We start from the raw sequence: 22,281 nt of genomic DNA, 5'->3' as shown, positions 1-22,281 counted from the left end.
ATATTTTTTAAGTCTTTATTAGTACTGGTTTATATATAAAACCAATTAATGACAGCATTTCTAAAAGCTATGTATAGTGTATTTATTTGATTATTTTTAACGCATCAACACTTGACTATAAATTCGAACAGGCAGAAATTAGCCTCCTTTCGTATTGTCAAATATCCCCTACATCCATGTTAAAAAAATTTATTGGTGAATCTGCATTTAAGCTTGCAGGATGGAACTATCATGTTGAACCAGATGTACTTGAAAATAAACAGGTCATTGTTGGGTTTGAACACACTTCTATGATGGATGCAGTGCTTTCACTGGCACTATTCCAGATTTATGATATAAAAATTCATACCCTGATTAAAAAAGAATTATTTAAAGGTCCCATGAAACCTTTATTAGAGGCTATCGGAGGAATTGCTGTCGATCGAAAAGCAAATAAGGATATTGTTTCGCTTATGGTCGAGCATTTTCAGCAGAATGAAAAATTTAATCTGGTGATTGCTCCTGAAGCGACCCGTGCCAAAACAGGTGAAGCCAGAAAACCTATTCGTACAGGTTTTTGGCACATTGCCAAAGCCGCAGGTGTACCTATTGTTTTAATGTATGCCAATTCCCAGACCAAGCAAGGTGGAATTTTAGGGAAAATTTATCCAACAGAAATTAATCACGACCTGGCTTTGTTAAAACAGCTCTACAAAGAAAAGGTTGGATTGGATATTATTATTCCAGAACCTAAAAACATTGCCGAAAATAAAAACTAACTGGCATTTGTTTAAAAACTCAAAACCTAGCCCTTTCTAAGAAAAAAGGGCTTATGGTAGAATTTGACAGATTCGATTAGGCATAAAGCCAATCTATAAGGAGCATATTTCGCATGGCGGGTCATTCCAAGTGGGCCAATATCAAGCATCGTAAAGCAAAACAAGATGCTAGCCGTGGTAAAGTTTTTACCAAATACATTCGTGAATTAACCACAGCTGCAAAACTCGGCGGTCCAGATGCGGGAAGTAACCCCCGTCTACGTGCTGTTGTCGAAAAAGCATTATCTGTAAACATGACACGTGATGTGATTAACCGTGCCATTCAACGTGGTGCTGGCGGTGAAGATAATGATGATTTAAAAGAAGTGACTTACGAAGGTTATGGCGTGGGTGGTGTTGCTGTTATTGTTGAAACAATGACTGACAACTTAAACCGTACTGTCCCTGACGTTCGTCACTGTTTCTCAAAAACAGATGGTAACTTGGGTACCAATGGCTCTGTTGCATTCCTGTTCACTAAACGTGGTGAAATCACTTTTGAAGATGTTTCTTTAGAAGACCAGATTATGGATGTGGCTTTAGAAGCGGGTGCAGAAGACATCGAAATTTCAGAAGATGAAATCGTGGTCATTACCACGCCAGAAGCTTTCGGTGAAGTTCAGGATGCCTTGACTGCTGCCGGTCTTAAATCTGACAACGCTGAAGTTGTAATGAACCCATCAACCAAAGCTGAAATCACAGATATCGACCAAGCGAAAAAAATCATGAAAATGATTGATATGCTTGAAGATCTTGATGATGTTCAAAATGTTTATACTAACGTTGAATTCTCAGATGAAGTATTAGAGCAACTAGAAAACTAATACAGCATACGCAAGCTGAATTTAAAAACGCACCTGATGGTGCGTTTTTTTATGGTTTTTAAAGGATTTTGCATGCACATCACTGCCAGACAAACATAGCAATAAGATAAATACTCAACTCAAACCCGGTTAAGTAAACCACTACAGTTCAACACCTTGTATTCTTTAATCACAAAGCTGGAATGCAATGCTACTACATGCTCAATTTTACCAATCCGCTTTAAAAGAATTTCACTATAATTTTCCATATCTTTAGCCACCACTTCGACAATAAAATCAGCAGATTGTCCAGTAACTAAAAAGGCATTAATGACTTCAGGAATACTTTCCAGTTCCTCTAAAAATTTGGCAAAGGTATCGGTATCATGTTTATTCAAAGAAACTTGCAATAAAACATGCAAGCTAAAACCCAACTTGGCATAGTTAATATCACGCTTTAAATGAGTCATGATATTGGCTTCAATTAAATGCTTGATCCGTCGATGCACAGAACTTACTGAAAGGTTAATGCGCTCTGACAGCTCATTTAAGTTGACATCTTCATGACTCAATATTTCAAGGATCTGTTTATCGAAACGATCTAGTTCCATTTTATACTCTTTTCAATAATCACTAGCTAAGCAAAATATTACAGTTATCTCAGTTATACAATAATTACTTATTTTTCACAAAATTTTAATATCCTGAAAATATTTTCCAAAAGCTTGCTTAGTGATAAAGAATTTTTTGATTGCTACCTAAATTACCACTGGTCATTTAAGTACAAAAAACGACCGATAAATTTTTAATTAAAAATATATTTTTCAATTGGTTAATTTTAAAAATCAGCTTTCTACAGGCTTACTTGTCTGAGTATCCAACCTACGATGAATGCTCATCTTTTAAAACTGTATAGAAATAGATTAAAAGAGAAACGCTCTAATAAAACAAAAAATAGGCATTTTTAAAAATCATTTATACACAAGGAATGGTCATGGCTTTTCAACTTTTAAGCTTAATAAAAACTAAAGTAAGTCCTGTCTTAACCGCTGAAACGCAAACTAAAAGCTTAAAGTGATTTTCTCGGTGAAAGTACATTAGGCACTCTCACCAATCTTATTACTCATCTAATTGGCTGCCTCACTCAACCTTCCGTAAGCTCATTATTAAATAACCTTCTCTCTGGCAGTAAACTGAGTACAACAAACCTCAGTACTTTATTAACTCAATTTTCTGGTTCAAATACTTCAAGTTTAAATATTTAAAATCTGATGAACAGTTTAACTCAATCAAATAGTGGCAGTTTTAGTATTCCTTAAATTATCAATTTATTGAGTGGCCTATTGGGCGGCGACTTTAATCTGGATACGATTACAGATGGACAGCTCATTGGCGACACCCCAACCCCCTTACCTAACCTGTCTGATTTATTCCAAGGCAACAGCAGTTTAGGCAATATCGATTTAAGCAATACTGCTCCGGGTCTTACAGGCTCACTTCCTGAAATTTTGAGTACCAGTACACAACCGAATTACGATGCAACATCGCTACCGACATCCACACCAGGTTTAGAACTCGATCAACCGATCGTCTTTGGTTAAGTCATTTTTGCGTAAAGGCATTTGCTTTGCAAAATACGCGCTTTAGAGCGCATATTTTTATGCATTCCTTTTAAACTCCACGCCAATCGACACGTGCATTACGTTCAGTTTGATATATGCGCAGCACATATTGGCCCAAAGGTAATGTCATTAAATGCTTTTTATATTGACGAAATTCTTCAGATAAGGTTTCACCCTGCTCTTTTTCCCAAGGTGTACCCGGAATTTCCAGAATTGGTGCAAGCATCGAACAGACCGCGATATCCGCAAGACCGAGACGTTCGCCGACAAAATAACGTCCATGATTTGCAATCAATCTTTCATTTAAATTTTGGATGATGTTATCCATCTGCAATTTAGATTCAGCTACCTTGTCTGCATTCAATTGATAGCCTTTAGAAAGCAAGGCCTTGATAATCGGTTTGGAATATTTTTCAAATTGACGTAAATAACCCTTTTCACCAATTAAGATATCTAAAGATTCTTCACTTTCTGACAAGGTATGGGCAAGTCCCCAACGGCGCACATGTCTACCCAGTTCGGTAGCAAGACCATTGATTTCCAAAGCCAGTTGACGTTGCTGCGGATCATCTCGCAATAAAGAATGTTCTGGATATACATCATCCAGATATAAGGCAATTTCAGTCGAGTCCGCAATCCAGTGTTCTTGGTCGCGTAAAATCGGTAAACGGTTTTGTCCGGTTTTTAATTGGGCAAATGCACGATGCACTCCAGGAATCAGATTATGAGCCACATAATCCAGCTCTTTATAGTCGAGCAACCAGCGCGCTTTTTCACAAAAATGAGATAAAGGAAACTGGTATAAAATTCGCATAAAAACTCCGCGTTTATTTTTTTAGTTCTGCCAAGTCAAAACCATCTAATTCAGTCGGATACTTTAGTCACCCTGTCCCGGAATTACAATGCACTTTTTATTCAAAATCGTATACCTAAGGACTGGATCATCTCCCTTTATTTTTATATGTTTTTTTCTCTTGATTATCTTCAAAGTAGATAACCTGCGCTTGTTAGTCCTGCACGAAGTTCTTTCAAAAAAAATATTTTTTTGATTTTTAAACATTTAACTTATTCAAATTTAATCATAATCTAGCATTTTTTATCTTAAATAAGATTTTTCATAAGCTTTGCACAAGCAATTGCTTAATTTTAAATTTAATTACTTGTAGCGTTTTGATATCGATTTAAGGTGTCATTATGTCTCGTTTAATTTCAGAAAATGTTCATGTAATTGAAAATGATCATGAAGCCATTCATGCTGCTTATCACGTCGCAGATTTTGCATTGGAAGGTCGCAATGACCGCGATCAACAACGCTTATTGCCTTTTGCAGAAATTGATTTATTCAGTCAGAAAGGCTTGGGTGGCATTCGAATTCCAAAACAATTTGGCGGTGCATTCGTTTCTAATAAAACTTTGGCACATGTATTTCGTATTCTCAATAAAGCTGATTCCAGCGTGGGACAAATTCCGCAAAACCAGATTGCCTTATTGAATATGATCCAGATTATGGGAACGGATCAACAAAAACAGTTTATTTATCAAGAAATTTTACAAGGCAAACGCTTGGCCAATGGTGGCCCGGAACGTCATACCAAAGACAGTAAAACCTTAACTACGCTGTTAACCCTTGAAGATGGTCATTACTTTGTAGAGGGTGAAAAGTTTTATTCCACTGGTAGCAGTTTTGCTCACTGGCTGGCGATTAAAGCCATTCATCCAGAAGGTCATGTGGTTTTAACCATTGTGAATCGTGAAGCTGCCGGTGTTGAAGTTATTGATAACTGGAATGGTTTTGGTCAGCGTACCACCTCAAGTGGCACGGTCAGACTCGAGCATGTTGAAGTTGATCCTTTACTGATTTTTGATGAACGCCTACTTTCCAGTCAACCCAATTACCGCGGTGCTTATTCACAATTATTACAAGTTGCAATTGATGTCGGCATTGCTGAAGCAGCATTTGCCGATACCGTTACAGCCGTACAGAAAGCACGTCCGATTGTCGATGCACATGTGGAAAAAGCCAGTTTCGAACATTACACCTTGCAGGAAGTTGGCAAATCTTCAGTACTGCTAGATGCTGCCATTTTACTACTCGATGAAGCAGCTGAGTATTTAGATGAGTTGGACCAACTCGATGCCGTAACGGATGAACAGGCGGCTAAAGCCTCGATTCTTGTGGCAGAAGCAAAAATCTATGCCAATGATGCTGCACTGCATATCTCGGAAAAGTTACTGGAACTTGGCGGTAGCCGTTCCAGTCTCAGTCAACACAACCTGGATCAGCACTGGCGCAATGCCCGTGTGCATACCCTGCATGATCCGGTGCGCTGGAAATTGCATGCACTTGGGGATTATTACCTGAATCATAAACTCCCTGCCCGCCACGCCTGGATTTAAGGATACCGCTCATGACTTCATATCAAAATATTATTCCATTTAACGTCGAGCAGCTGGCGCACGCGCATATTATTCAATCTGATGCAGAAGCGCTGGAAATCGCACACAATTTAGCTGAACAATTCAAAGCAGGAGCTGTTCAGCGCGATGCCGAGCGGATTCTGCCTTTTGAAGAAATTGAAGCCTATAGCCAGTCTGGGTTATGGGCCATTACCGTACCCAAGCAATATGGTGGCGCGGAAGTGTCCAGCTATACCGTGGCGCAAGTGATTGCCTTAATGAGTGGTGTCGATGGTTCGATTGGCCAAATTCCGCAAAACCATTTTTATGGACTGGAAATCCTGCGTAATAACGGAACTGAACAACAAAAACAGAAGTTCTATGCCGAAGTTTTAAAAGGTGCCCGCTTTGGCAATGCTCTAGCAGAGTTTAAAACCAAGACTGCGGCTCAACGCCAAACAGCTATCCGAAAAAATGCGGCAGGTTATGTGATTAATGGTGAAAAGTTCTATTGCACCGGCAGTTTATTTGCTCATCGAATTCCAACACTGGTGGTCGATGAACAGGATCAACAGTTTCTGGCTTTTGTGCCACGTCATAGCGAAGGCCTAACTTTAATTGATGACTGGAGCGGGTTTGGGCAACGCACGACCGGAAGTGGCACAGTGAAATTCAACAATGTGCAGATACTGGCTGAAGATGTAGTGCCGTTTGATCCTGCCTACTCCACACCGACCATTTCTGGTCCGTTTGCGCAATTGATGCATGCTTCTATTGAAACCGGAATAGCCCGTGCCGCATTTGAAGAAACCTTAAACCGTGTGCGTCAAGCGCGTCCATGGATTGATTCAGGTGTCGACAAAGCCACTGATGATCCACTGACGCTGTTTGAATTGGGTCGCATTGTTGCCGATGTGCGTGCTTCTGAAGTGTTACTGAAACAGGCAGCGCGTTCTATTGATGCGGCCATACCTGCACCTACAGCAGAAAATATTGCCAAAGCCTCTCTCGATGTTGCCAAAGTTCGTGCGCACAGTACTGAAACAGCCTTAAAAGCATCGTCAAAACTGATTGAACTTGCAGGTAGTCGGGGCAGTCAACGGGAAGATGGTCTGGACCGCTTTTGGCGCAATGCTCGCGTACATACCCTACATGATGCGGCGCGATGGAAATATTATTTCATTGCTAATCATGTGTTAAACGGTATATTGCCACCGCGTCGGGGAACATTGTAATGACAACGACCTCAACACCAAAGACAGCAAAGAAAATCTTGCTCAATGCTTTTGATATGAACTGTGTCGGTCATATCAACCACGGTTTATGGACCCATCCACGGGATGAATCGCATCGTTTTAATGAACTCAGTTACTGGACGGATTTGGCTCAAACTTTGGAACAAGGCCTGTTTGATGGCTTGTTCATTGCCGATATTACCGGGGTTTATGATGTCTATCAAAATGGCATTAACCTGACTTTAAAAGAGTCGATTCAGCTACCGAGCCATGATCCAAGCACCTTGGTTTCAGCGATGGCTGCGGTGACAAAAAATCTAGGTTTTGGCATTACGGTAAATTTAAGTTATGAATCGCCTTATCAGTTTGCCCGCCGTTTTGCCAGTCTAGATCATTTGACCCAGGGTCGTATCGGCTGGAATATTGTCACCGGTTACTTAGACAGCGCACAGCGATTAATTGGTGAAAAAGGCTTGAAAGATCATGACTTGCGTTATGAGCAAGCCGAAGAGTTTTTACAGCTTTGCTATAAATTCTGGGAAGGTTCCTGGGAAAATGATGCCATCTTAAAAGACAAGCAAAATCGTATTTTTACCAATCCAGCCAAAGTTCATCCGGTTCAGCATCATGGCCAGTTTTATCAAAGCCAGGGCGTGTTTCAGGTTTCACCATCGATTCAACGTACCCCGGTTTTATTCCAGGCGGGTGCCTCACCTCGTGGTCTGGCTTTTGCCACCCAGCATGCAGAAGGCATGTTCATTGGTGGTGATCAACCCGAGAAAATAAAAAAACAGGTCGATCAAATTCGCCAGCAAGCCACCGAACAAGGACGCGATCCTGAAGCAATTAAAATCTTTGTCGGCATTACCGTTGTGACTGCTGAAACTGATCAATTGGCTCAGCAAAAACTGGATGAATATATTGCCTATGCCAGCCCTGAAGCGGGTCTTGCTCACTTCTCCAGTTCAGTCGGTATGGATTTGTCTAAATTTGCCGATGATGAAGCCATTCCTTACCAGAAAACCAACAGCATTGCTTCGGTGAACAATAAGTTTAAAGAACAGAAAATCACTAAAAATGATTTAAAAGCCCAGCATGTTCTCGGTGGACGTTATCCCTTAATTGTCGGCAGTGGTGCAACCGTAGCAGAAAAACTGATTCAGCTGATGGATGAAACAGGGATTGATGGTTTTAATCTGACCCGCACCGTTGCTCCTGAATCGCACCATGATTTTATTCAATGGGTGATTCCTGAATTACAACAACGCGGTCGTTATAAAACCGCATATGAACACGGCAGTTTAAGACACAAACTCTTTCAGCAGGGAGATCAGCTTTCAGCTTCTCATCCTGTTCAGCAATTTCGATGTCAAAGCTCCGCCTCAACTTCGAACTCTCACATAAATCAAAAACAATCCGCATAAATTTTGAGGTGCAACATGGCACAAACAGCGAAAACCAAATTCAGCATTATTGGGGTGTTTATTGCCGCCGTCATTATTGGACTGGTGGTATGGAACCAACAAAAGAAATCCGCTTCGGATGAACTGGTGATTGGCATTAGTCCATCCTTTGCCAAGCCTTTACAGGTGGCAGCAAACGAGGCCAAGCAGCAAGGTGTAAATGTCAAACTGGTAGAATTTTCCGACTGGAATACACCTAACATTACCCTGAATCACGGTGATATTGATGCCAATTTCTTCCAGCATCAACCATTTTTAGATAATGCGAAGAAAGAAACCGATTTCAAGATCAAGGCATTTGCCAAAGGTGCAGCAACGCATGTCGGTTTGTATTCCAAGAAAATCAAAAGCTTTGATGAGTTAAAAGATGGCGCTAAAGTCGTGGTTCCAAATGACCCGGTGAATCAGGGACGTGCTCTACTGCTTTTACAACAGGCAAAACTGATCACCCTCAAAGACCCAGAAAACTATTTATCTAGTCTGAAAGACATCGTGACCAATCCTAAAAAATTGCAGTTTGTCGAAGTGGAAGGCCCACAAACTGCACGTGCCATTGATGATGTCGATCTGGCTTTTGGCTACCCGCATTACTTACGTTTAGCGAAAACGGCTGATCCTGAACAAGCGCTGTTATTTGACTCTAACACTGACACACGCTACGCCATCTTGTTTGCAGTACGTGATGACTACCAGGATAAAAATGACAAGCTGAAAAAATTTGTTGAAATCTATCAGAACTCGGCAAAAGTGAAACAGGCTTTGGATGCAGATTTTGGTGCCAAACTCTGGTTCCCGGGCTGGAAATAAGGAGAATATCCATGGTGAGTTTTGGTTCAAAGGTGGACTTCTCTATCCCCCACATCAAAATCCGGAATCTAAACAAATATTATGATGTTCAAGGTAGCCCGGTTCATGCATTGAAAGACATTAACCTCGACATTGCAGAAGGTAAAATCTTCGGGATTATCGGTAAGAGTGGTGCAGGTAAATCATCATTATTGCGTACCTTAAATGGGCTAGAGCAGATCAGTGAAGGTCATATCCACATTCACCAGCAAGATCTGGCCGAAATGAAACATTCTGAACTGATCCAGCTGCGTCAGCGCATCGGCATGATTTTCCAGCATTTTAATTTAATGTCCGCCAAGACGGTGTGGGAAAATGTCGCCTTGCCGCTTAAAGTCTCGAATTATCAAAAAGATGAGATTGACACTCGTGTCAATGAGGTCCTGCAACTGGTCGGACTCAGCGATAAAGCTCAGCACTACCCTTCACAATTATCCGGTGGACAGAAACAGCGTGTCGGGATTGCTCGTGCCTTGGTCCATCATCCGGAAATTCTGCTGTGCGATGAAGCAACTTCTGCCCTGGATCCGGAAAGTACATCGGTGGTGTTGTCCCTGCTGAAAGAAATTAATCAGAAACTCGGCATTACTATTGTACTAATTACCCATGAAATGCAGGTCATCCGTGAAATTTGCGATCAGGTGGTAGTGATTGAACACGGTGAAATTGTCGAAGCAGGTGAAGTCTGGTCGGTCTTTTCCAATCCACAGCAGGACATTACCCAGGAACTTTTGAATCTGGAACAGCTGGAATTACCTTTTGCCATCAGCCCAAAAGTCATTGCCGAAAGTTCACATAGCATTTTAAAGCTGCGTTATGCCTCTGATGTTCAGCACGCTCCAGATCTAAAAGATATTTTTGGCCAGTTTGATACACCGGTGCATTTATATCAAAGCCACATCGACACTATTCAGAACCATCTGGTCGGTAGTTTTATTGTGGCTGTGCCTGAGCTCAATACAGATCTAAAACAGCTTCAACAAAAATTAAACCAGTACATTGCACAGATTGAGGTGATTGGCTATGCACGACCAGCTCATTGATTTATTACTGACCGGAACGATTGATACTTTATTGATGGTCGGTGTGTCAGCAATCGTCGCATTCTTGATGGGTCTGCCGATGGCTATCATTTTAGTCAGCACATCAGAACACGGTATTTATCCTTCCAAAAGCATCAATCAGGCTCTGGGTTGGGTGGTCAACATTACCCGCTCTATTCCCTTCCTGATTTTAATGGTTGCTCTTATTCCATTGACCCGACTCATCGTTGGCACCAGTTATGGGGTATGGGCAGCGGTAGTACCGTTGACCTTGGCAGCAACACCTTTCTTTGCCCGTATTGCTGAAGTCAGTTTACGTGAAGTCGATCAGGGCCTGATTGAAGCAGCTCAGGCAATAGGCTGTAACCGCAAACAGATCATCTGGCATGTACTGCTGCCTGAAGCCCTACCCGGCATTGTGGCCGGATTTACCGTGACCTTAGTCACCATGATCAACTCTTCTGCTATTGCCGGAGCTATTGGCGCGGGTGGTTTGGGCGATATTGCCTACCGTTATGGTTATCAGCGTTTTGACATGCAAATTATGCTGGCCGTGATTGTGGTGCTGGTAATTTTAGTGATGCTGGTTCAGGCCGCCGGCGATTCCATCTCCAGCCAACTGGATAAACGCAAAATTTAAATCCTTATCCATTTTATGAGTTTTCAACAAAGCACCCAGCCATGACCTGACTTTGTCATGGCTTTCATGTAAAATCATCGGCAATTTTTAAATAACACGTTGTGAGTCATTTCATGGGTTTTAATTGCGGTATTGTCGGCTTGCCGAACGTTGGTAAATCTACACTTTTCAATGCATTGACTAAAGCTGCCATTGCTGCAGAAAACTTCCCGTTCTGTACCATTGAACCAAACACCGGTATCGTGCCTGTACCTGATCCACGTTTAGATAAATTGACTGCTATTGTTGGGCCTCAACGTGTCATTCCAACGACTATGGAATTCGTTGATATTGCTGGTCTTGTTGCGGGTGCATCTAAAGGTGAAGGGTTGGGTAACCAGTTCCTTGCCAACATCCGTGAAACTGATGCCATTGCCCACGTGGTTCGCTGTTTTGAAGATGAAAATGTCATTCATGTGAACGGAAAAATTGACCCGCTGGATGATATTGCCACCATCAATACAGAACTTGCACTGGCTGACCTGGAAACTGTAACTAAAGCAGCAACACGTTTGGCCAAATCTGCCAAAGGTGGCGACAAAGAAGCAGTTGCGACTAAAGCTGTTCTAGACAAAATTTTGCCTTTACTGGATGAAGGTAAACCTGCTCGTGCAGCCGACCTGGATGATGACGAACGCAAACTGGTACGTGGTTTTGGTTTAATGACTTTAAAACCAACCATGTACATTGCCAACGTGGCTGAAGATGGTTTTGAAAACAACCCGCATTTAGACGCTGTGAAAAAATTGGCTGCTGAAGAAAATGCGATTGTGGTTCCACTTTGCAACCAGATTGAAGCTGAGATTTCTTTGCTTGAAGATGAAGACCGTGCTGAATTCCTAGAAGCAATGGGTATGGAAGAACCAGGTCTGAACATTGTAATCCGTGCTGGTTACAGCTTGCTTGGCTTACAGACTTACTTTACTGCAGGTGTACAGGAAGTTCGTGCCTGGACTGTAAAAGTCGGTGCAACTGCCCCTCAAGCAGCGGGTGTGATTCACACTGACTTTGAAAAAGGCTTTATCCGCGCTGAATGTATTGCTTATGATGACTTTGTTCAATACAACGGCGAAGCTGGTGCAAAAGAAGCGGGTAAATGGCGTCTAGAAGGTAAGACTTACGTGGTTCAGGACGGTGACGTTCTGCACTTCCGCTTTAACGTATAAGTTGAAGCAAAAAAAGCCAGCATTACGCTGGCTTTTTTATTTCTTTAGATTTTTCATATCGGCGCTTTTTAAGTAGTTTAGGCAAGTTGCTTGAGTCCCAACATACACTTATATCTCCTTTTTCCTCTACACAGATCACAAATTTATTGAAGCAAAGAGCAAACGCTTACTATAAACTAGCCTGATTCCTGAACTGAATTTTCCCAACCAGATGAACACTTTGATGATTGATCAAATACCCAATACAACGTCTATAAATGAAGGTTCGTAAGCTTATGGTATTTAACTTAGGCTATTTTTTTGGGTAAGTAATTGAATGATTTTTTATCATTTCATTTGATACAGCATCAGCTTAATTTTCGCTTAAAAGCAAAAATATGGCGACAATTTCACCATAAATTCTTGCTTTTCAACAACCAGCTTACAACTTCATGCCTGATCAATTTTATCTAGTTTATCTACAGGCACTAATGCCTGTTTCCAAAGAATAATAGCAATGAAAAAAATCAATACAATCTTTACAGCAACAATCTTCTCCATGCTTAGCGTGACCGCATTTGCTTGCCCCAAAGGTACAACCATGACAGGTGGTACGGGACCAAATCATCAAGGGGGTAAATGTGTTGCCACTGCTCATGCTACAAAACACAAAGCAAATCATGAAAAAAAAAGCAGAGCATAAAATGATGGACAAAGACCAGATGATGAACATGGATCACAAAGCTGCAACTGCAGCACCCAACACCACCGCACCGCAAGCCACTATGCATGAAAGCATGCACGAAAACACCACTCCTGAAAAGCAGGCACCCAAATCATAAACCTCAACCCATCCTAACGCGATATAAAAAAAGCCAGTGCATTCAACACTGGCTTTTTTATTGGGTCTTTTCAGTCAGATATTCACGGTTTTGACATCCATTGCAGCACGTTGTTTACGTGCTTTTTCTAGAATGCGTTGTTCCAGCTCTTTTCTAAACCCGAGCATAAACACCATTTCAGCTAAAACAAATAAAGGACCGATGGCTAAACCAATAATATCATCGGTAAAAGCGGGTTTTTTCTTTTCATAAAAATGTCCCACAAACTGGAATACCCATCCCACTACGAAAATTCCAATGCTGAGGCTTAACCAGCCAGTGGTATCAAGCTGGGCAATCTTGTAAGCAAATGGATAAGCAATTGCGTAGATCACTAACATGATCAGACCAAAGATACGATCTAAACTGAGATAATAAATACAGCTGGCAAGCAGGAGCACTAAAGCCAGAGTCAGCTCAACACCTGAAATGATCACACCGGCACGGGCAGTCAGGCAGATAATGGAAAACACAATCATTGGAATACCAATAAAATGGGTATAAATATTTTTCTGATCCAGATGGTATGCTGCATACTGGCTCAGCAGCTGTTCTAATTTGGTCATCACTGTTTTCCTTGTTAGACTTATATTTTCACTATATAAAAAAATACCGCGACAAGTTGTCAGCTAGCCGACAACTCATATTAAAAAAGGAATTGAAGTGCTCGACCCCGTTTATATTGATCATTTAGAGCAGAATGTATGGTTTTCACAGTTAACTACGGCATTTAAACAATTTATCATCAGCCATGCAGTGCAACAACATTTTGACAAGGAACAGGCCATCTTTCATGCAGGTGACTCCTTCAATGGCATCTATGCGGTTTTAGAAGGGGCTGTCCGCTTGGGTTATATTGATATAGAAGGCAAAGAATCCGTGGCTGCGATTGTTGAACCGATTATGTGGTTTGGTGAAATCTCTCTGGTCGATGCTAAGCCTCGTTCGCACAATGCCATTGCGACTCAAAAGAGCCTGATCTTACACATCCCCAGTGCAGCGATACAAAATCTGCTGCAACAGCATCCTGGTTTTTGGTATCACATCGCACAATTAACCAGTCAAAAGTTACGCTTTGCTTTTCTGGAACTGATTTCTATTCAAACGCAAAGCATTCACCAGCGCCTGGCACAGCGCCTGATGTTTATTCTAAATGGTTATGGCAATCATGTGATGATCGAGAAAAATGTCATTCATTTATCTCAAGAACAATTGGCGCAAATGCTGACCTGCTCGCGGCAGACGATTAATCAGGAATTACAAGCCTTGGAAAAGCAGAATATTTTACGGCTCTCTTTTAAGAAAATTGAAATTTTGGATGTGTCTGAATTACATCGCATCGCGCATGCCTTTCCGAACCATTCAATAGAAAATCAATTAAATATTTAAAAGATGAAGAGGATTCAGATACTTATACCGTTGTAGTATGAGTTGTACTATGCCTAAGCATGACAAGTGAATAAATTGACTGATGATTGGTATAGTTCATCAATCGTGCTTATGAACGCAATTGACATACGTTGACATCATCAAAGCCATTAGTACAGGGCGCCACTTCATATTCATTGTCTGCGGCCGTTGCCACACCACTCCAAGCACTCAAAACAACTGCCACACTTATTGATAAAAACACTTTATTAAACATTTTTCTCTACTCTTATTTGGTTGCTAAAAATAAAAAATACAGATTTTATCTAAATATTTTTCATTAAAAATAGCCATTATTATACATATTTTATCAATTAGTGATAATTTTATATATTTATCACATTATTGTTTTATTCTCTTATTGATTCTTTAAAACTATAACTAAAAGCAAATATGATAGAAATTTAAAACATAAAAAACGAGGCCTGTGCCTCGTCTTTTTTGCATTAAACCCCAACCTTTTTAGGATCAGTATTGCCTAGCTGCGGATGCTCAATCGCACCTTTACATTGCTGTTTATCGCGTTCGTAATCGGCCTGCTTCTGCGCTACTGAACTGGATTGCTCCATACTTTCACGTGCCCAGATTTCCAGACTGGTCAATGCCTTACGACAGAGTGCATATTTTCCTTCAGTCACGGAATCGGTCATTTTGACATTAATGCGCCAATCGGTACTGAGCTTGCGCGCCGGCTTACGCACTTGTTCTTCCAATATATCCAGTTTTTTGGCATATACCAAACCATCTACCTGATTAATAAATTTCCAGGCTTCATTGGCATACGTAGTTGCATCATTGGTTAATTTAGGTGCAGGTTTAATCTGAACTTTTTCAGCCTTATCACCTTCATTTCCACAAGCCTGTAGTAAAGCACTACTGCATAATAAAGAAACAATCAGCATCCCACGTGTCTTTAACATCAACATATCCGGCTCGCCTAAACAAACAATTCGGCACTATGCTAGTGAATTCGCGTACAATACTCAATCATCATTTGACCTGTTGTTCAACTCTCCCGCAAAGGTGTGTCGTGTCTGAGCACAAAATTCCTCCAGTCAAAGTTGCTGGCTTTTGGCAAGGCGCAAAAGATAGCCAAGCCATTATTTTTACTTATCTTCCTGTTTCTTTTGCTTTTGGTGTTTCCGCCAGCCAGTTCGGCTTTAGTTCTTGGGAAGCGCTGTTTTTATCCTGCTCGATGTATGCGGGCGCCAGCCAGTTTCTGGTCGTCGCTTTACTCGGTAGTGGTACCTCGATCTGGATGACTGCCCTTACCGTAATTGCTTTAGATATCCGCCATGTGCTTTATGGCCCAGCCTTACAAAACCTGATTCGGGACAAGCTGAATTTAAAGAAAACTGCGGTTTGGGCCTGGGGCTTAACCGACGAAGTATTTGCTTCCGGCATGATTAAACTGTCACAACGACGTCAGGAATGGTCAGAATCCTGGATGTTGGGTTTAAGCCTGTTTAGCTGGATGTCTTGGGCTTTGGGTTCATTTTTAGGTGGCTTATTTGCAGATCAGGTCAGTGACTTACCGCATTTTTTACAGGCTGCTCTGGATTTCTTGCTACCCGCCTTGTTCCTGAGCTTCTTGCTGGCAGCATTTGAGAAGAAACACACTTTTATCGTGACGGTCTGCTTAATTGTTTCCGCAATTGCCTGCTATTTCATTAATTTATCTGCTGCGATTTTTATTGGAATTTTATCCGGTATTTTGGCCGGCTTATTTAAGCACTATGTTTTAAAACAGCATGATGATGAATTTGGAGAAGCACATGAATCTTGAAATTATTCTGGTCGGGATCATTGTCGGGATTGCCAATTTTGCCTCACGTTTTGGTCCTTTTTATTTCATACAAAAACATCAGCAGAGCTCGCAAAAACGTGGCTCGGTCTGGATTAAAATCGCTTTGGGCAGTATTGGCATTGCCGCGATCAGCTCGATGCTGGTGGTGGCGACTCTTCCTCCCTTGATGGAAACACCGAATAAAAGCTTTGCCATGCTGGTGGGTTTTTTAACCTTAGCCGGGCTATATTTTAAGTTTAAAAAGATTGTTCCTGCGACCTTAACCGCAGCTTTGGCTTATGGTTTGGTCTACACCTATATGCCTTTTTCCTTCTAAATCTCATAGAAAAGTCCCTCTTTTACAAAAAGGGATTTAGGGAGATTTTTCAAACAACTTTATAAATAAAATTGTTGGACAATATCATTATTTTATGTGAATCCCATCTTAATTTGGCAATCAGTTCTGCTATGCTAAAAGTCCATAAAATCAAGCATGGATGATTTACATGAGCGTGACTATTGGTACTCCCCTTCAAGCTTCTGCCTTTAAAGTTTTGCTATTAGGTTCAGGAGAGTTGGGTAAAGAAGTGGTGATTTCTCTACAACGTTTAGGTGTAGAAGTTCATGCCGCAGACCGTTATGACCATGCACCCGCCATGCAAGTTGCCCATTTTGCTTATACCTTAAATATGGCAGATGCCGCAGAACTCAAACAACTAATCCAAAAAATCCAGCCCCATCTGATTGTTCCTGAAATTGAAGCTATTGCGACCGAAGTTTTAGTCGAGATTGAACAGCAAAATATTGCTACGGTGATTCCTTCAGCAAAAGCAGTCAATCTGACCATGAACCGTGAAGGTATTCGTCGTCTGGCGGCTGAAGAACTAGGTTTACCGACATCGGCCTATCGTTTTGCTGACTCGATTGAGTCTTTCCGTGCGGCTTGCGATGATATTGGTTATCCAAACTTTGTTAAACCGGTGATGTCGTCATCAGGCAAAGGACAATCACGGGTTAAAAGTTTTGATGAAGTCGATGCTGCCTGGGAATATGCACAAACCGGCGGACGCGTCAATCAGGGTAAAGTGATTGTCGAATCACAAATTGATTTTGACTTTGAAATTACCCTACTTACCGTTCGCGCGAAAAATGCTAAAACAGGCGAAATCGAAACCCAGTACTGTGACCCGATTGGACATCGTCAAGACTCTGGGGATTACGTTGAAAGCTGGCAGCCTCAAGCCATGACACCAGCTGCGCTGGAAGAATCGAAACGCATTGCCCATAAAGTCACGGCTGCTTTAGGCGGCTGCGGTATTTTCGGGGTCGAACTGTTTGTCAAAGGCGATAAAGTATGGTTTAGTGAAGTATCGCCACGTCCGCATGATACGGGGCTTGTAACATTGGCATCGCAATTCCAGAGTGAATTTGAACTACACGCACGTGCCATTTTAGGCCTGCCGGTGAATACATCTCGTCATAGTGTTGCAGCTAGTGCTGTCATTTATGCAGGCGTTGATGATCGTAATTTGTCTTTTTCTGGCTTAAATCTTGCTTTAGAAAATCCAAACACCGATTTACGCCTTTTTGGTAAGCCAGAAGGTTTTAAACGACGTCGCATGGGGGTCGCAACTGCACGTGGTGAAACCACAGATCAGGCGCGTGAACTTGCACTAGAGACGGCGTCTCAAGTCAGTGTTCAACAAAACTAAACTTGTCATAATATTTACGGACCACTGTTCATGATCAATACTTCTCCTCTGCTGAATTACGTTAAAAGTAACCATGACATTCAGGCGATCAATCAATGGCGCGCCGATGTTGAAAATCAGCTTCAAGAAGGTTTTGAAAATGGACAGTCAATCCGGGAAATCATTTTGGCCCGATCCAATTTGATTGATGAAGCCTTAGAGTTCCTGTGGAAACATGCCGAACTGGACCAGACCGATCTGGGTCTGTTTGCAGTCGGCGGTTATGGCCGTCGGGAAATGTTGCCCTATTCAGACGTCGACATCATGATTTTGTCGGAAGATGAAATTACTTCCGATCAGGAAAAACTGATTTCTACCTTTATCTCCTCGCTTTGGGATGTCGGTAATTTCAAACCCGGTATTAGCGTACGCACCATTTCCGAATGTGTCGAACAGGCGACCAATGATTTAACCGTAGCGACGGCGCTGATTGAATCACGTCTGATTATTGGCAATCCGCATTTAGCCAAATGGCCACGTCGTATTGTCTCTCAAACCTGGACCGATAAAACCTTTTTTGATGCCAAAATGGATGAGCAAGCCAAACGCTATGCTCAGCACAACAATACTGAAAGCAATTTGGAACCCGACATCAAAAATGCCCCGGGCGGTATTCGTGACATTAACCAAATTGGCTGGATTGCCAAACGTCACTTCCGGGTCAACCGTATTTATGACCTGGTGCATTTAGGCTTTATTTCAGATTTCGAACTGGGTGTTTTAGAAGAAGCGGAAAGTTTCTTATGGGAAATTCGTCATCATCTGCACCGTCTGACCAAACGTGATGAAAACCGTTTATTGTTCGATTATCAACGTGATATTGCGGCCTTATTTGGCTATACCCGTGAAGAAGGTAAATCGCAGAATTATCCGATTGAACAGTTTATGAAGCGTTATTATCGTAGCGCCCAGCAAATTTCTACCTTGAATGAAATGCTTCTGGCCTACTTTAACGAGTCGGTCATCACCCCGCGTTTGCCGAATTACGAACGTAAAATTGAAGAAATTAACGAAAATTTCAAACTGGTGGATGGCAAGCTGGCGGTACAGCACCATAAAATTTTCTCGGAACGTCCCAGTGCTATCCTGGAAATTTTCTATTTACTCGCCAACCGACCTGAAATTGAAGGCATCCGTGCCCGTACTTTACGCCTGCTCACCCTGGCAGCCAAACGCATTAATCAGGCTTATCGCGATAATCCCGAACATCAAGCCCTGTTTATGGCGATTATGCGTTCACCGCATCGCCTGTATGACACACTGGTGGCGATGAAACGTTATGGCGTGCTGGGAAATTATATTCCGGCATTCGGGCAAATTATGGGGCTGATGCAATATGACCTGTTCCATATTTATACTGTCGATGCGCATACCCTCTTATTGCTGCGTAATTTAAACCGCTTTAAAGAACCTGAATTTGCCAAAGATTTTCCGGTGGTCAGCTCAGTGTTCCAGCGTCTTCGTCGCCGCGACATTGTATATCTGGCTGCATTATTCCATGACATTGCCAAAGGCCGTGGTGGTGACCATAGTGAACTGGGGGCAGAAGATGCGATTGCCTTCTGTCGCACCCATGGCTTTACCGAGCGTGAATGTAATCTGGTGGCCTGGCTGATTCAAAATCACTTACTGATGTCGATGACCGCACAGAAAAAAGATATTTCCGATCCCGATGTGGTTCAGGATTTTGCGCAAAAACTGGGTGATATGGAGCATCTGGATTATCTGTATGTGCTCACCGTTGCCGATATTAACGCGACCAATCCGAAACTCTGGAATACATGGCGTGCTTCCCTCATGCGCCAGCTTTATACCCATGCACGTGATGTCATTCGTACCGGTCTGGGGCGTCCTGTCGATTATCAAATGTTGATTGAAGATACTAAATTCGCAGCCAGTGAATTGTTGGTCAATGATTTCTCCCTGTACGATGTAGAAACCATTTGGCAGGAACTGGGGGATGAATATTTCATTAAAGAATCGGCTGATGAAATTGCCTGGCATACCCGTGCCATCTTGCAACATGGCAACAATACTGAACCTTTAGTACTCATGCGTGCCCACCGTCAATACGCCCAAGATGCAGTGCAGATCTTTATTTATACGCAAGATCAGCCCAATTTATTTGCCACCACAGTGGCTGTATTTGACCGTATGAATCTGGATGTTCAAGATGCGCGAATTATTACGGCGTCTACTGCATTTAGTTTAGATACCTATGTGGTTCTGGACCGTTTCGGGACTTTACTGACCGACCCGGAACGTGAAAAAACTGTGATTGAGGCATTGGTCGAAGCGCTGAGCCACTCAGATAAATATCCGGGTTTAATGCAACGTCGTATTCCACGCCAGTTACGTCATTTCGATATTGAAAATACCGTCGATATCACCCTGAATGCCGCGTTACAGCAAAACATGGTGGAAATAGCCACACTTGACCATCCGGGTTTACTGGCTAAAGTAGGCGGTTTATTTATGATGCAAGGTTTAGATATTCACTCTGCTAGAATTGCAACGCTTGGTGAACGCGCAGAAGATATTTTCTTTGTCACTAAAAAAGATGGCAACCCAATGTCCGATTCAGAAGCTGAAACTTTTGCTGCCCAATTAAAGTCAGCACTGGATGAAGCCTCAAGCCTAGTCTCTGGCCAACATTAACTTAAATTTACGCGGTATCGATTTCATGAACTCTAGTTTGTCATTATTGCATCCTTATCCTTTTGAAAAGTTAAATAAACTTTTTCAGGGGATTCAACCTGCAGATTTACCCCTCATTCCTTTATCGATTGGTGAACCAAAACATCCGGCACCCGAGTTTGTGAAACAGGCCATTATTGACAACTTCAAGCATTTATCGACTTACCCAAACAGCAAAGGTCTGCCTGAGTTACGTCAAAGCATTGCCAACTGGTTAACACGCCGCTTCAAGCTGAACAGCATTAGCGCTGAAGACCATGTTCTGCCTGTATCTGGTACTCGCGAAGCGATCTTTTCTTTTGTTCAGGCTTTAGTCAACCGCGAAGATGCGCCTTATGTGGTGATGCCGAATCCTTTCTATCAAATTTATGAAGGGGCAACTTTACTTGCCGGGGCAAAACCTTACTTCATTAACTGCACAGAAGAAAACAATTACCTCGGTGATTTTGATGCGGTTCCTGCCGAAGTCTGGGAAAAAACAGCATTACTCTTTGTCTGCACACCGGGTAATCCAACGGGAGCAGTATTGTCTAAAGAGCAATTTAAAAAGCTGATTGCACTTTCAGACCAATATGATTTTGTGATTGCCTCAGATGAATGCTATTCAGAACTCTGGTTTGATCAAGCACCGGTAGGTTTACTGGAAGTCTGCGCTGAAATTGGCCGTGATGATTACAAAAACTGTGTCGTGTTCCATTCCCTTTCCAAACGTTCAAACTTGCCGGGCATGCGTTCAGGTTTTGTTGCTGGTGATGCTGCACTTCTTAAACCGTATTTGCAATACCGTACCTATCACGGCGCAGCCATGCCGGTTCAGCATCAGCTGGCTTCTATTGCCGCATGGGATGATGAAGCACATGTGGAAGAAAACCGTAAACTGTATCGCGCCAAGTTTGAATTATTTCAAAATGAATTGGGTCAGTTATTGCCACTGAAAAAACCGGATGCTGGTTTTTATTACTGGTTAAAAGTCGACAATGATGAAAGCTTTGCCAAAATGCTGATGGAAAAAGCCCACATTAAAGTTCTACCGGGCCGTTACTTGTCTCGTGATACCGAACAAGGCAATCCGGGTGAAAATCATGTCCGTATGGCATTGGTCGCCGATATCGCACAATGTGAACAAGCGATTCAGCGTCTTAAAGCCATTCTTTAAGCTTTGAAATAGCAATCAAAATCAAAAATAATCCACTGTTTCTACAGTGGATTATTTAATTGTAGCTATGGATTAAACAACCTGGGCTATTTTCATCCCGTGATGCAAGTAAAATAAATTTTCCCGCATATAAAATGACGAAGGGCGATTCATGAATCGCCCTATATCTGCTTTTATGATAAAAATTACTGGGCTAAAGCCGCTTCAATATCAGCTTCCAGGTCTTCTGGTTTAGTCGTTGGCGCATAGCGGTTAATCACTTGACCTTTTTTATTAATTAAAAATTTAGTGAAATTCCATTTAATGCCATTTCCCAATACTCCTTTACTATTATTGGTTAAATAGCGAAAGATGATATGTGCCTCAGGTCCTTTGACATCCACTTTAGCAAACATGGGGAAATTCACGCCATAATTTTTCTGGCAAAATGCCCCAATCTGCTCATTGGAACCCGGATCTTGTCCGCCAAACTGGTTACAGGGAAAACCCAAGACTTCCAGACCTTGATCTTTGTACTTTTCATACAACTTTTCAAGACCTGCAAACTGGGGC

General features: G+C 42.0%; 23 protein-coding genes. 18 read left to right on the top strand and 5 right to left on the bottom strand.

Features of this window, described 5'->3' with window-relative positions:
• The first annotated feature begins 176 nt into the window (after nt 1-176).
• A complete protein-coding gene (locus B2Y23_RS04150; protein ID WP_291369197.1) occupies nt 177-758 on the top strand; it encodes a 1-acyl-sn-glycerol-3-phosphate acyltransferase in 582 nt (193 codons plus the stop codon).
• Between the two features lie 113 nt (nt 759-871).
• On the top strand, nt 872-1,621 hold the full coding sequence (locus tag B2Y23_RS04145; protein ID WP_291369196.1) for a YebC/PmpR family DNA-binding transcriptional regulator: 750 nt from the start codon (nt 872-874) through the stop codon (nt 1,619-1,621).
• Between the two features lie 119 nt (nt 1,622-1,740).
• Here B2Y23_RS04145 and B2Y23_RS04140 read toward each other — a convergent pair whose 3' ends face one another.
• On the bottom strand, nt 1,741-2,211 hold the full coding sequence (locus tag B2Y23_RS04140; RefSeq protein WP_086175902.1) for an Lrp/AsnC family transcriptional regulator: 471 nt from the start codon (nt 2,209-2,211) through the stop codon (nt 1,741-1,743).
• Nucleotides 2,212-2,943: 732 nt separating this feature from the next.
• Here B2Y23_RS04140 and B2Y23_RS04135 point away from each other — a divergent pair.
• Complete coding sequence (locus B2Y23_RS04135) at nt 2,944-3,201, top strand: hypothetical protein (protein ID WP_291369194.1); 258 nt, start codon at nt 2,944-2,946, stop codon at nt 3,199-3,201.
• Between the two features lie 70 nt (nt 3,202-3,271).
• On the opposite strand, the gene B2Y23_RS04130 is transcribed toward B2Y23_RS04135, so the two are convergent.
• Nucleotides 3,272-4,036, bottom strand: a complete 765-nt coding sequence (locus B2Y23_RS04130) for a glutathione S-transferase family protein (protein WP_291369192.1) — start codon at nt 4,034-4,036, stop codon at nt 3,272-3,274.
• 380 nt (nt 4,037-4,416) lie between these two features.
• Here B2Y23_RS04130 and B2Y23_RS04125 point away from each other — a divergent pair, with 380 nt between their 5' ends.
• From B2Y23_RS04125 to B2Y23_RS04085, 9 genes are all read left to right on the top strand, one after another.
• Nucleotides 4,417-5,619, top strand: coding sequence for an SfnB family sulfur acquisition oxidoreductase (locus tag B2Y23_RS04125; protein WP_291369190.1), 1,203 nt, complete (start codon nt 4,417-4,419; stop codon nt 5,617-5,619).
• An 11-nt stretch (nt 5,620-5,630) separates the two neighbouring features.
• Nucleotides 5,631-6,854: an SfnB family sulfur acquisition oxidoreductase gene (locus tag B2Y23_RS04120; protein WP_291369188.1), complete on the top strand. Its 1,224-nt coding sequence runs from the start codon at nt 5,631-5,633 to the stop codon at nt 6,852-6,854.
• The gene (locus tag B2Y23_RS04115; protein WP_291369186.1) at nt 6,854-8,278 is read left to right on the top strand and encodes an LLM class flavin-dependent oxidoreductase; all 1,425 of its coding nucleotides are present in this window, start codon (nt 6,854-6,856) and stop codon (nt 8,276-8,278) included. The genes B2Y23_RS04120 and B2Y23_RS04115 overlap by 1 nt, the downstream gene beginning before the upstream one ends.
• A gap of 15 nt (nt 8,279-8,293) precedes the next feature.
• A complete protein-coding gene (locus B2Y23_RS04110; RefSeq protein ID WP_291355942.1) occupies nt 8,294-9,124 on the top strand; it encodes a MetQ/NlpA family ABC transporter substrate-binding protein in 831 nt (276 codons plus the stop codon).
• Between the two features lie 11 nt (nt 9,125-9,135).
• A complete protein-coding gene (locus B2Y23_RS04105) occupies nt 9,136-10,206 on the top strand; it encodes a methionine ABC transporter ATP-binding protein (RefSeq protein ID WP_291355944.1) in 1,071 nt (356 codons plus the stop codon).
• Entirely contained in the window at nt 10,187-10,846 is a 660-nt protein-coding gene (locus B2Y23_RS04100) for a methionine ABC transporter permease (RefSeq protein WP_291355946.1), read from the top strand. The genes B2Y23_RS04105 and B2Y23_RS04100 overlap by 20 nt, the downstream gene beginning before the upstream one ends.
• 113 nt (nt 10,847-10,959) lie before the next feature.
• A complete protein-coding gene (gene ychF, locus B2Y23_RS04095) occupies nt 10,960-12,051 on the top strand; it encodes a redox-regulated ATPase YchF (RefSeq protein ID WP_291355948.1) in 1,092 nt (363 codons plus the stop codon).
• 496 nt (nt 12,052-12,547) lie between these two features.
• On the top strand, nt 12,548-12,733 hold the full coding sequence (locus tag B2Y23_RS04090; protein WP_409449764.1) for a hypothetical protein: 186 nt from the start codon (nt 12,548-12,550) through the stop codon (nt 12,731-12,733).
• Between the two features lies 1 nt (nt 12,734).
• Entirely contained in the window at nt 12,735-12,872 is a 138-nt protein-coding gene (locus B2Y23_RS04085) for a hypothetical protein (protein WP_291355950.1), read from the top strand.
• A 74-nt stretch (nt 12,873-12,946) separates the two neighbouring features.
• On the opposite strand, the gene B2Y23_RS04080 is transcribed toward B2Y23_RS04085, so the two are convergent.
• Nucleotides 12,947-13,477, bottom strand: coding sequence for a DUF962 domain-containing protein (locus B2Y23_RS04080; RefSeq protein ID WP_291355952.1), 531 nt, complete (start codon nt 13,475-13,477; stop codon nt 12,947-12,949).
• Between the two features lie 97 nt (nt 13,478-13,574).
• On the opposite strand from B2Y23_RS04080, the gene B2Y23_RS04075 reads away from it, so the two are divergent.
• Nucleotides 13,575-14,300, top strand: a complete 726-nt coding sequence (locus B2Y23_RS04075; RefSeq protein ID WP_291355954.1) for a Crp/Fnr family transcriptional regulator — start codon at nt 13,575-13,577, stop codon at nt 14,298-14,300.
• Between the two features lie 485 nt (nt 14,301-14,785).
• Here the strand turns inward: B2Y23_RS04075 and B2Y23_RS04070 are convergent, their stop codons facing one another.
• Entirely contained in the window at nt 14,786-15,265 is a 480-nt protein-coding gene (locus B2Y23_RS04070) for a hypothetical protein (protein ID WP_291369184.1), read from the bottom strand.
• 104 nt (nt 15,266-15,369) lie between these two features.
• On the opposite strand from B2Y23_RS04070, the gene B2Y23_RS04065 reads away from it, so the two are divergent.
• The 5 genes from B2Y23_RS04065 to dapC all read left to right on the top strand — a co-directional run bounded on the left by B2Y23_RS04065 (nt 15,370) and on the right by dapC (nt 21,729).
• Nucleotides 15,370-16,125: an AzlC family ABC transporter permease gene (locus B2Y23_RS04065; protein ID WP_291369183.1), complete on the top strand. Its 756-nt coding sequence runs from the start codon at nt 15,370-15,372 to the stop codon at nt 16,123-16,125.
• Nucleotides 16,115-16,462, top strand: a complete 348-nt coding sequence (gene ygaH / locus B2Y23_RS04060) for an L-valine transporter subunit YgaH (protein ID WP_291369181.1) — start codon at nt 16,115-16,117, stop codon at nt 16,460-16,462. Before B2Y23_RS04065 ends, ygaH begins: the two co-directional genes overlap by 11 nt.
• Nucleotides 16,463-16,622: 160 nt before the next feature.
• On the top strand, nt 16,623-17,837 hold the full coding sequence (gene purT / locus B2Y23_RS04055; RefSeq protein ID WP_291369180.1) for a formate-dependent phosphoribosylglycinamide formyltransferase: 1,215 nt from the start codon (nt 16,623-16,625) through the stop codon (nt 17,835-17,837).
• A 30-nt stretch (nt 17,838-17,867) separates the two neighbouring features.
• Entirely contained in the window at nt 17,868-20,534 is a 2,667-nt protein-coding gene (gene glnD, locus B2Y23_RS04050; protein WP_291369178.1) for a [protein-PII] uridylyltransferase, read from the top strand.
• Between the two features lie 25 nt (nt 20,535-20,559).
• Nucleotides 20,560-21,729: a succinyldiaminopimelate transaminase gene (gene dapC / locus B2Y23_RS04045; RefSeq protein ID WP_291369176.1), complete on the top strand. Its 1,170-nt coding sequence runs from the start codon at nt 20,560-20,562 to the stop codon at nt 21,727-21,729.
• A 185-nt stretch (nt 21,730-21,914) separates the two neighbouring features.
• On the opposite strand, the gene B2Y23_RS04040 is transcribed toward dapC, so the two are convergent.
• Nucleotides 21,915-22,281 (bottom strand): glutathione peroxidase (locus tag B2Y23_RS04040; protein ID WP_291369174.1); only part of this gene is annotated, 367 nt, incomplete at its 5' end.

The organism is Acinetobacter sp. UBA5934 (assembly GCF_002430855.1).
GTDB lineage: Bacteria > Pseudomonadota > Gammaproteobacteria > Pseudomonadales > Moraxellaceae > Acinetobacter.
Note: the sequence above shows the minus strand (reverse complement) of the source record. Positions and strands in the feature narration are given on the sequence as shown.

What these genes read in the sequence shown, in the direction of transcription:
- B2Y23_RS04105 (WP_291355944.1), top strand. Translation starts at nt 9,136, where the DNA reads ATGGTGAGTTTTGGTTCAAAGGTGGACTTCTCTATCCCCCACATCAAA.
- B2Y23_RS04110 (WP_291355942.1), top strand. Translation starts at nt 8,294, where the DNA reads ATGGCACAAACAGCGAAAACCAAATTCAGCATTATTGGGGTGTTTATT.
- B2Y23_RS04100 (WP_291355946.1), top strand. Translation starts at nt 10,187, where the DNA reads ATGCACGACCAGCTCATTGATTTATTACTGACCGGAACGATTGATACT.
- B2Y23_RS04125 (WP_291369190.1), top strand. Translation starts at nt 4,417, where the DNA reads ATGTCTCGTTTAATTTCAGAAAATGTTCATGTAATTGAAAATGATCAT.
- B2Y23_RS04070 (WP_291369184.1), bottom strand. Translation starts at nt 15,265, where the DNA reads ATGTTGATGTTAAAGACACGTGGGATGCTGATTGTTTCTTTATTATGC.
- ygaH (WP_291369181.1), top strand. Translation starts at nt 16,115, where the DNA reads ATGAATCTTGAAATTATTCTGGTCGGGATCATTGTCGGGATTGCCAAT.
- ychF (WP_291355948.1), top strand. Translation starts at nt 10,960, where the DNA reads ATGGGTTTTAATTGCGGTATTGTCGGCTTGCCGAACGTTGGTAAATCT.
- dapC (WP_291369176.1), top strand. Translation starts at nt 20,560, where the DNA reads ATGAACTCTAGTTTGTCATTATTGCATCCTTATCCTTTTGAAAAGTTA.
- B2Y23_RS04140 (WP_086175902.1), bottom strand. Translation starts at nt 2,211, where the DNA reads ATGGAACTAGATCGTTTCGATAAACAGATCCTTGAAATATTGAGTCAT.
- B2Y23_RS04080 (WP_291355952.1), bottom strand. Translation starts at nt 13,477, where the DNA reads ATGACCAAATTAGAACAGCTGCTGAGCCAGTATGCAGCATACCATCTG.
- B2Y23_RS04120 (WP_291369188.1), top strand. Translation starts at nt 5,631, where the DNA reads ATGACTTCATATCAAAATATTATTCCATTTAACGTCGAGCAGCTGGCG.
- purT (WP_291369180.1), top strand. Translation starts at nt 16,623, where the DNA reads ATGATTTACATGAGCGTGACTATTGGTACTCCCCTTCAAGCTTCTGCC.
- glnD (WP_291369178.1), top strand. Translation starts at nt 17,868, where the DNA reads ATGATCAATACTTCTCCTCTGCTGAATTACGTTAAAAGTAACCATGAC.
- B2Y23_RS04115 (WP_291369186.1), top strand. Translation starts at nt 6,854, where the DNA reads ATGACAACGACCTCAACACCAAAGACAGCAAAGAAAATCTTGCTCAAT.
- B2Y23_RS04130 (WP_291369192.1), bottom strand. Translation starts at nt 4,036, where the DNA reads ATGCGAATTTTATACCAGTTTCCTTTATCTCATTTTTGTGAAAAAGCG.
- B2Y23_RS04090 (WP_409449764.1), top strand. Translation starts at nt 12,548, where the DNA reads ATGAAAAAAATCAATACAATCTTTACAGCAACAATCTTCTCCATGCTT.
- B2Y23_RS04145 (WP_291369196.1), top strand. Translation starts at nt 872, where the DNA reads ATGGCGGGTCATTCCAAGTGGGCCAATATCAAGCATCGTAAAGCAAAA.
- B2Y23_RS04150 (WP_291369197.1), top strand. Translation starts at nt 177, where the DNA reads ATGTTAAAAAAATTTATTGGTGAATCTGCATTTAAGCTTGCAGGATGG.
- B2Y23_RS04085 (WP_291355950.1), top strand. Translation starts at nt 12,735, where the DNA reads ATGATGGACAAAGACCAGATGATGAACATGGATCACAAAGCTGCAACT.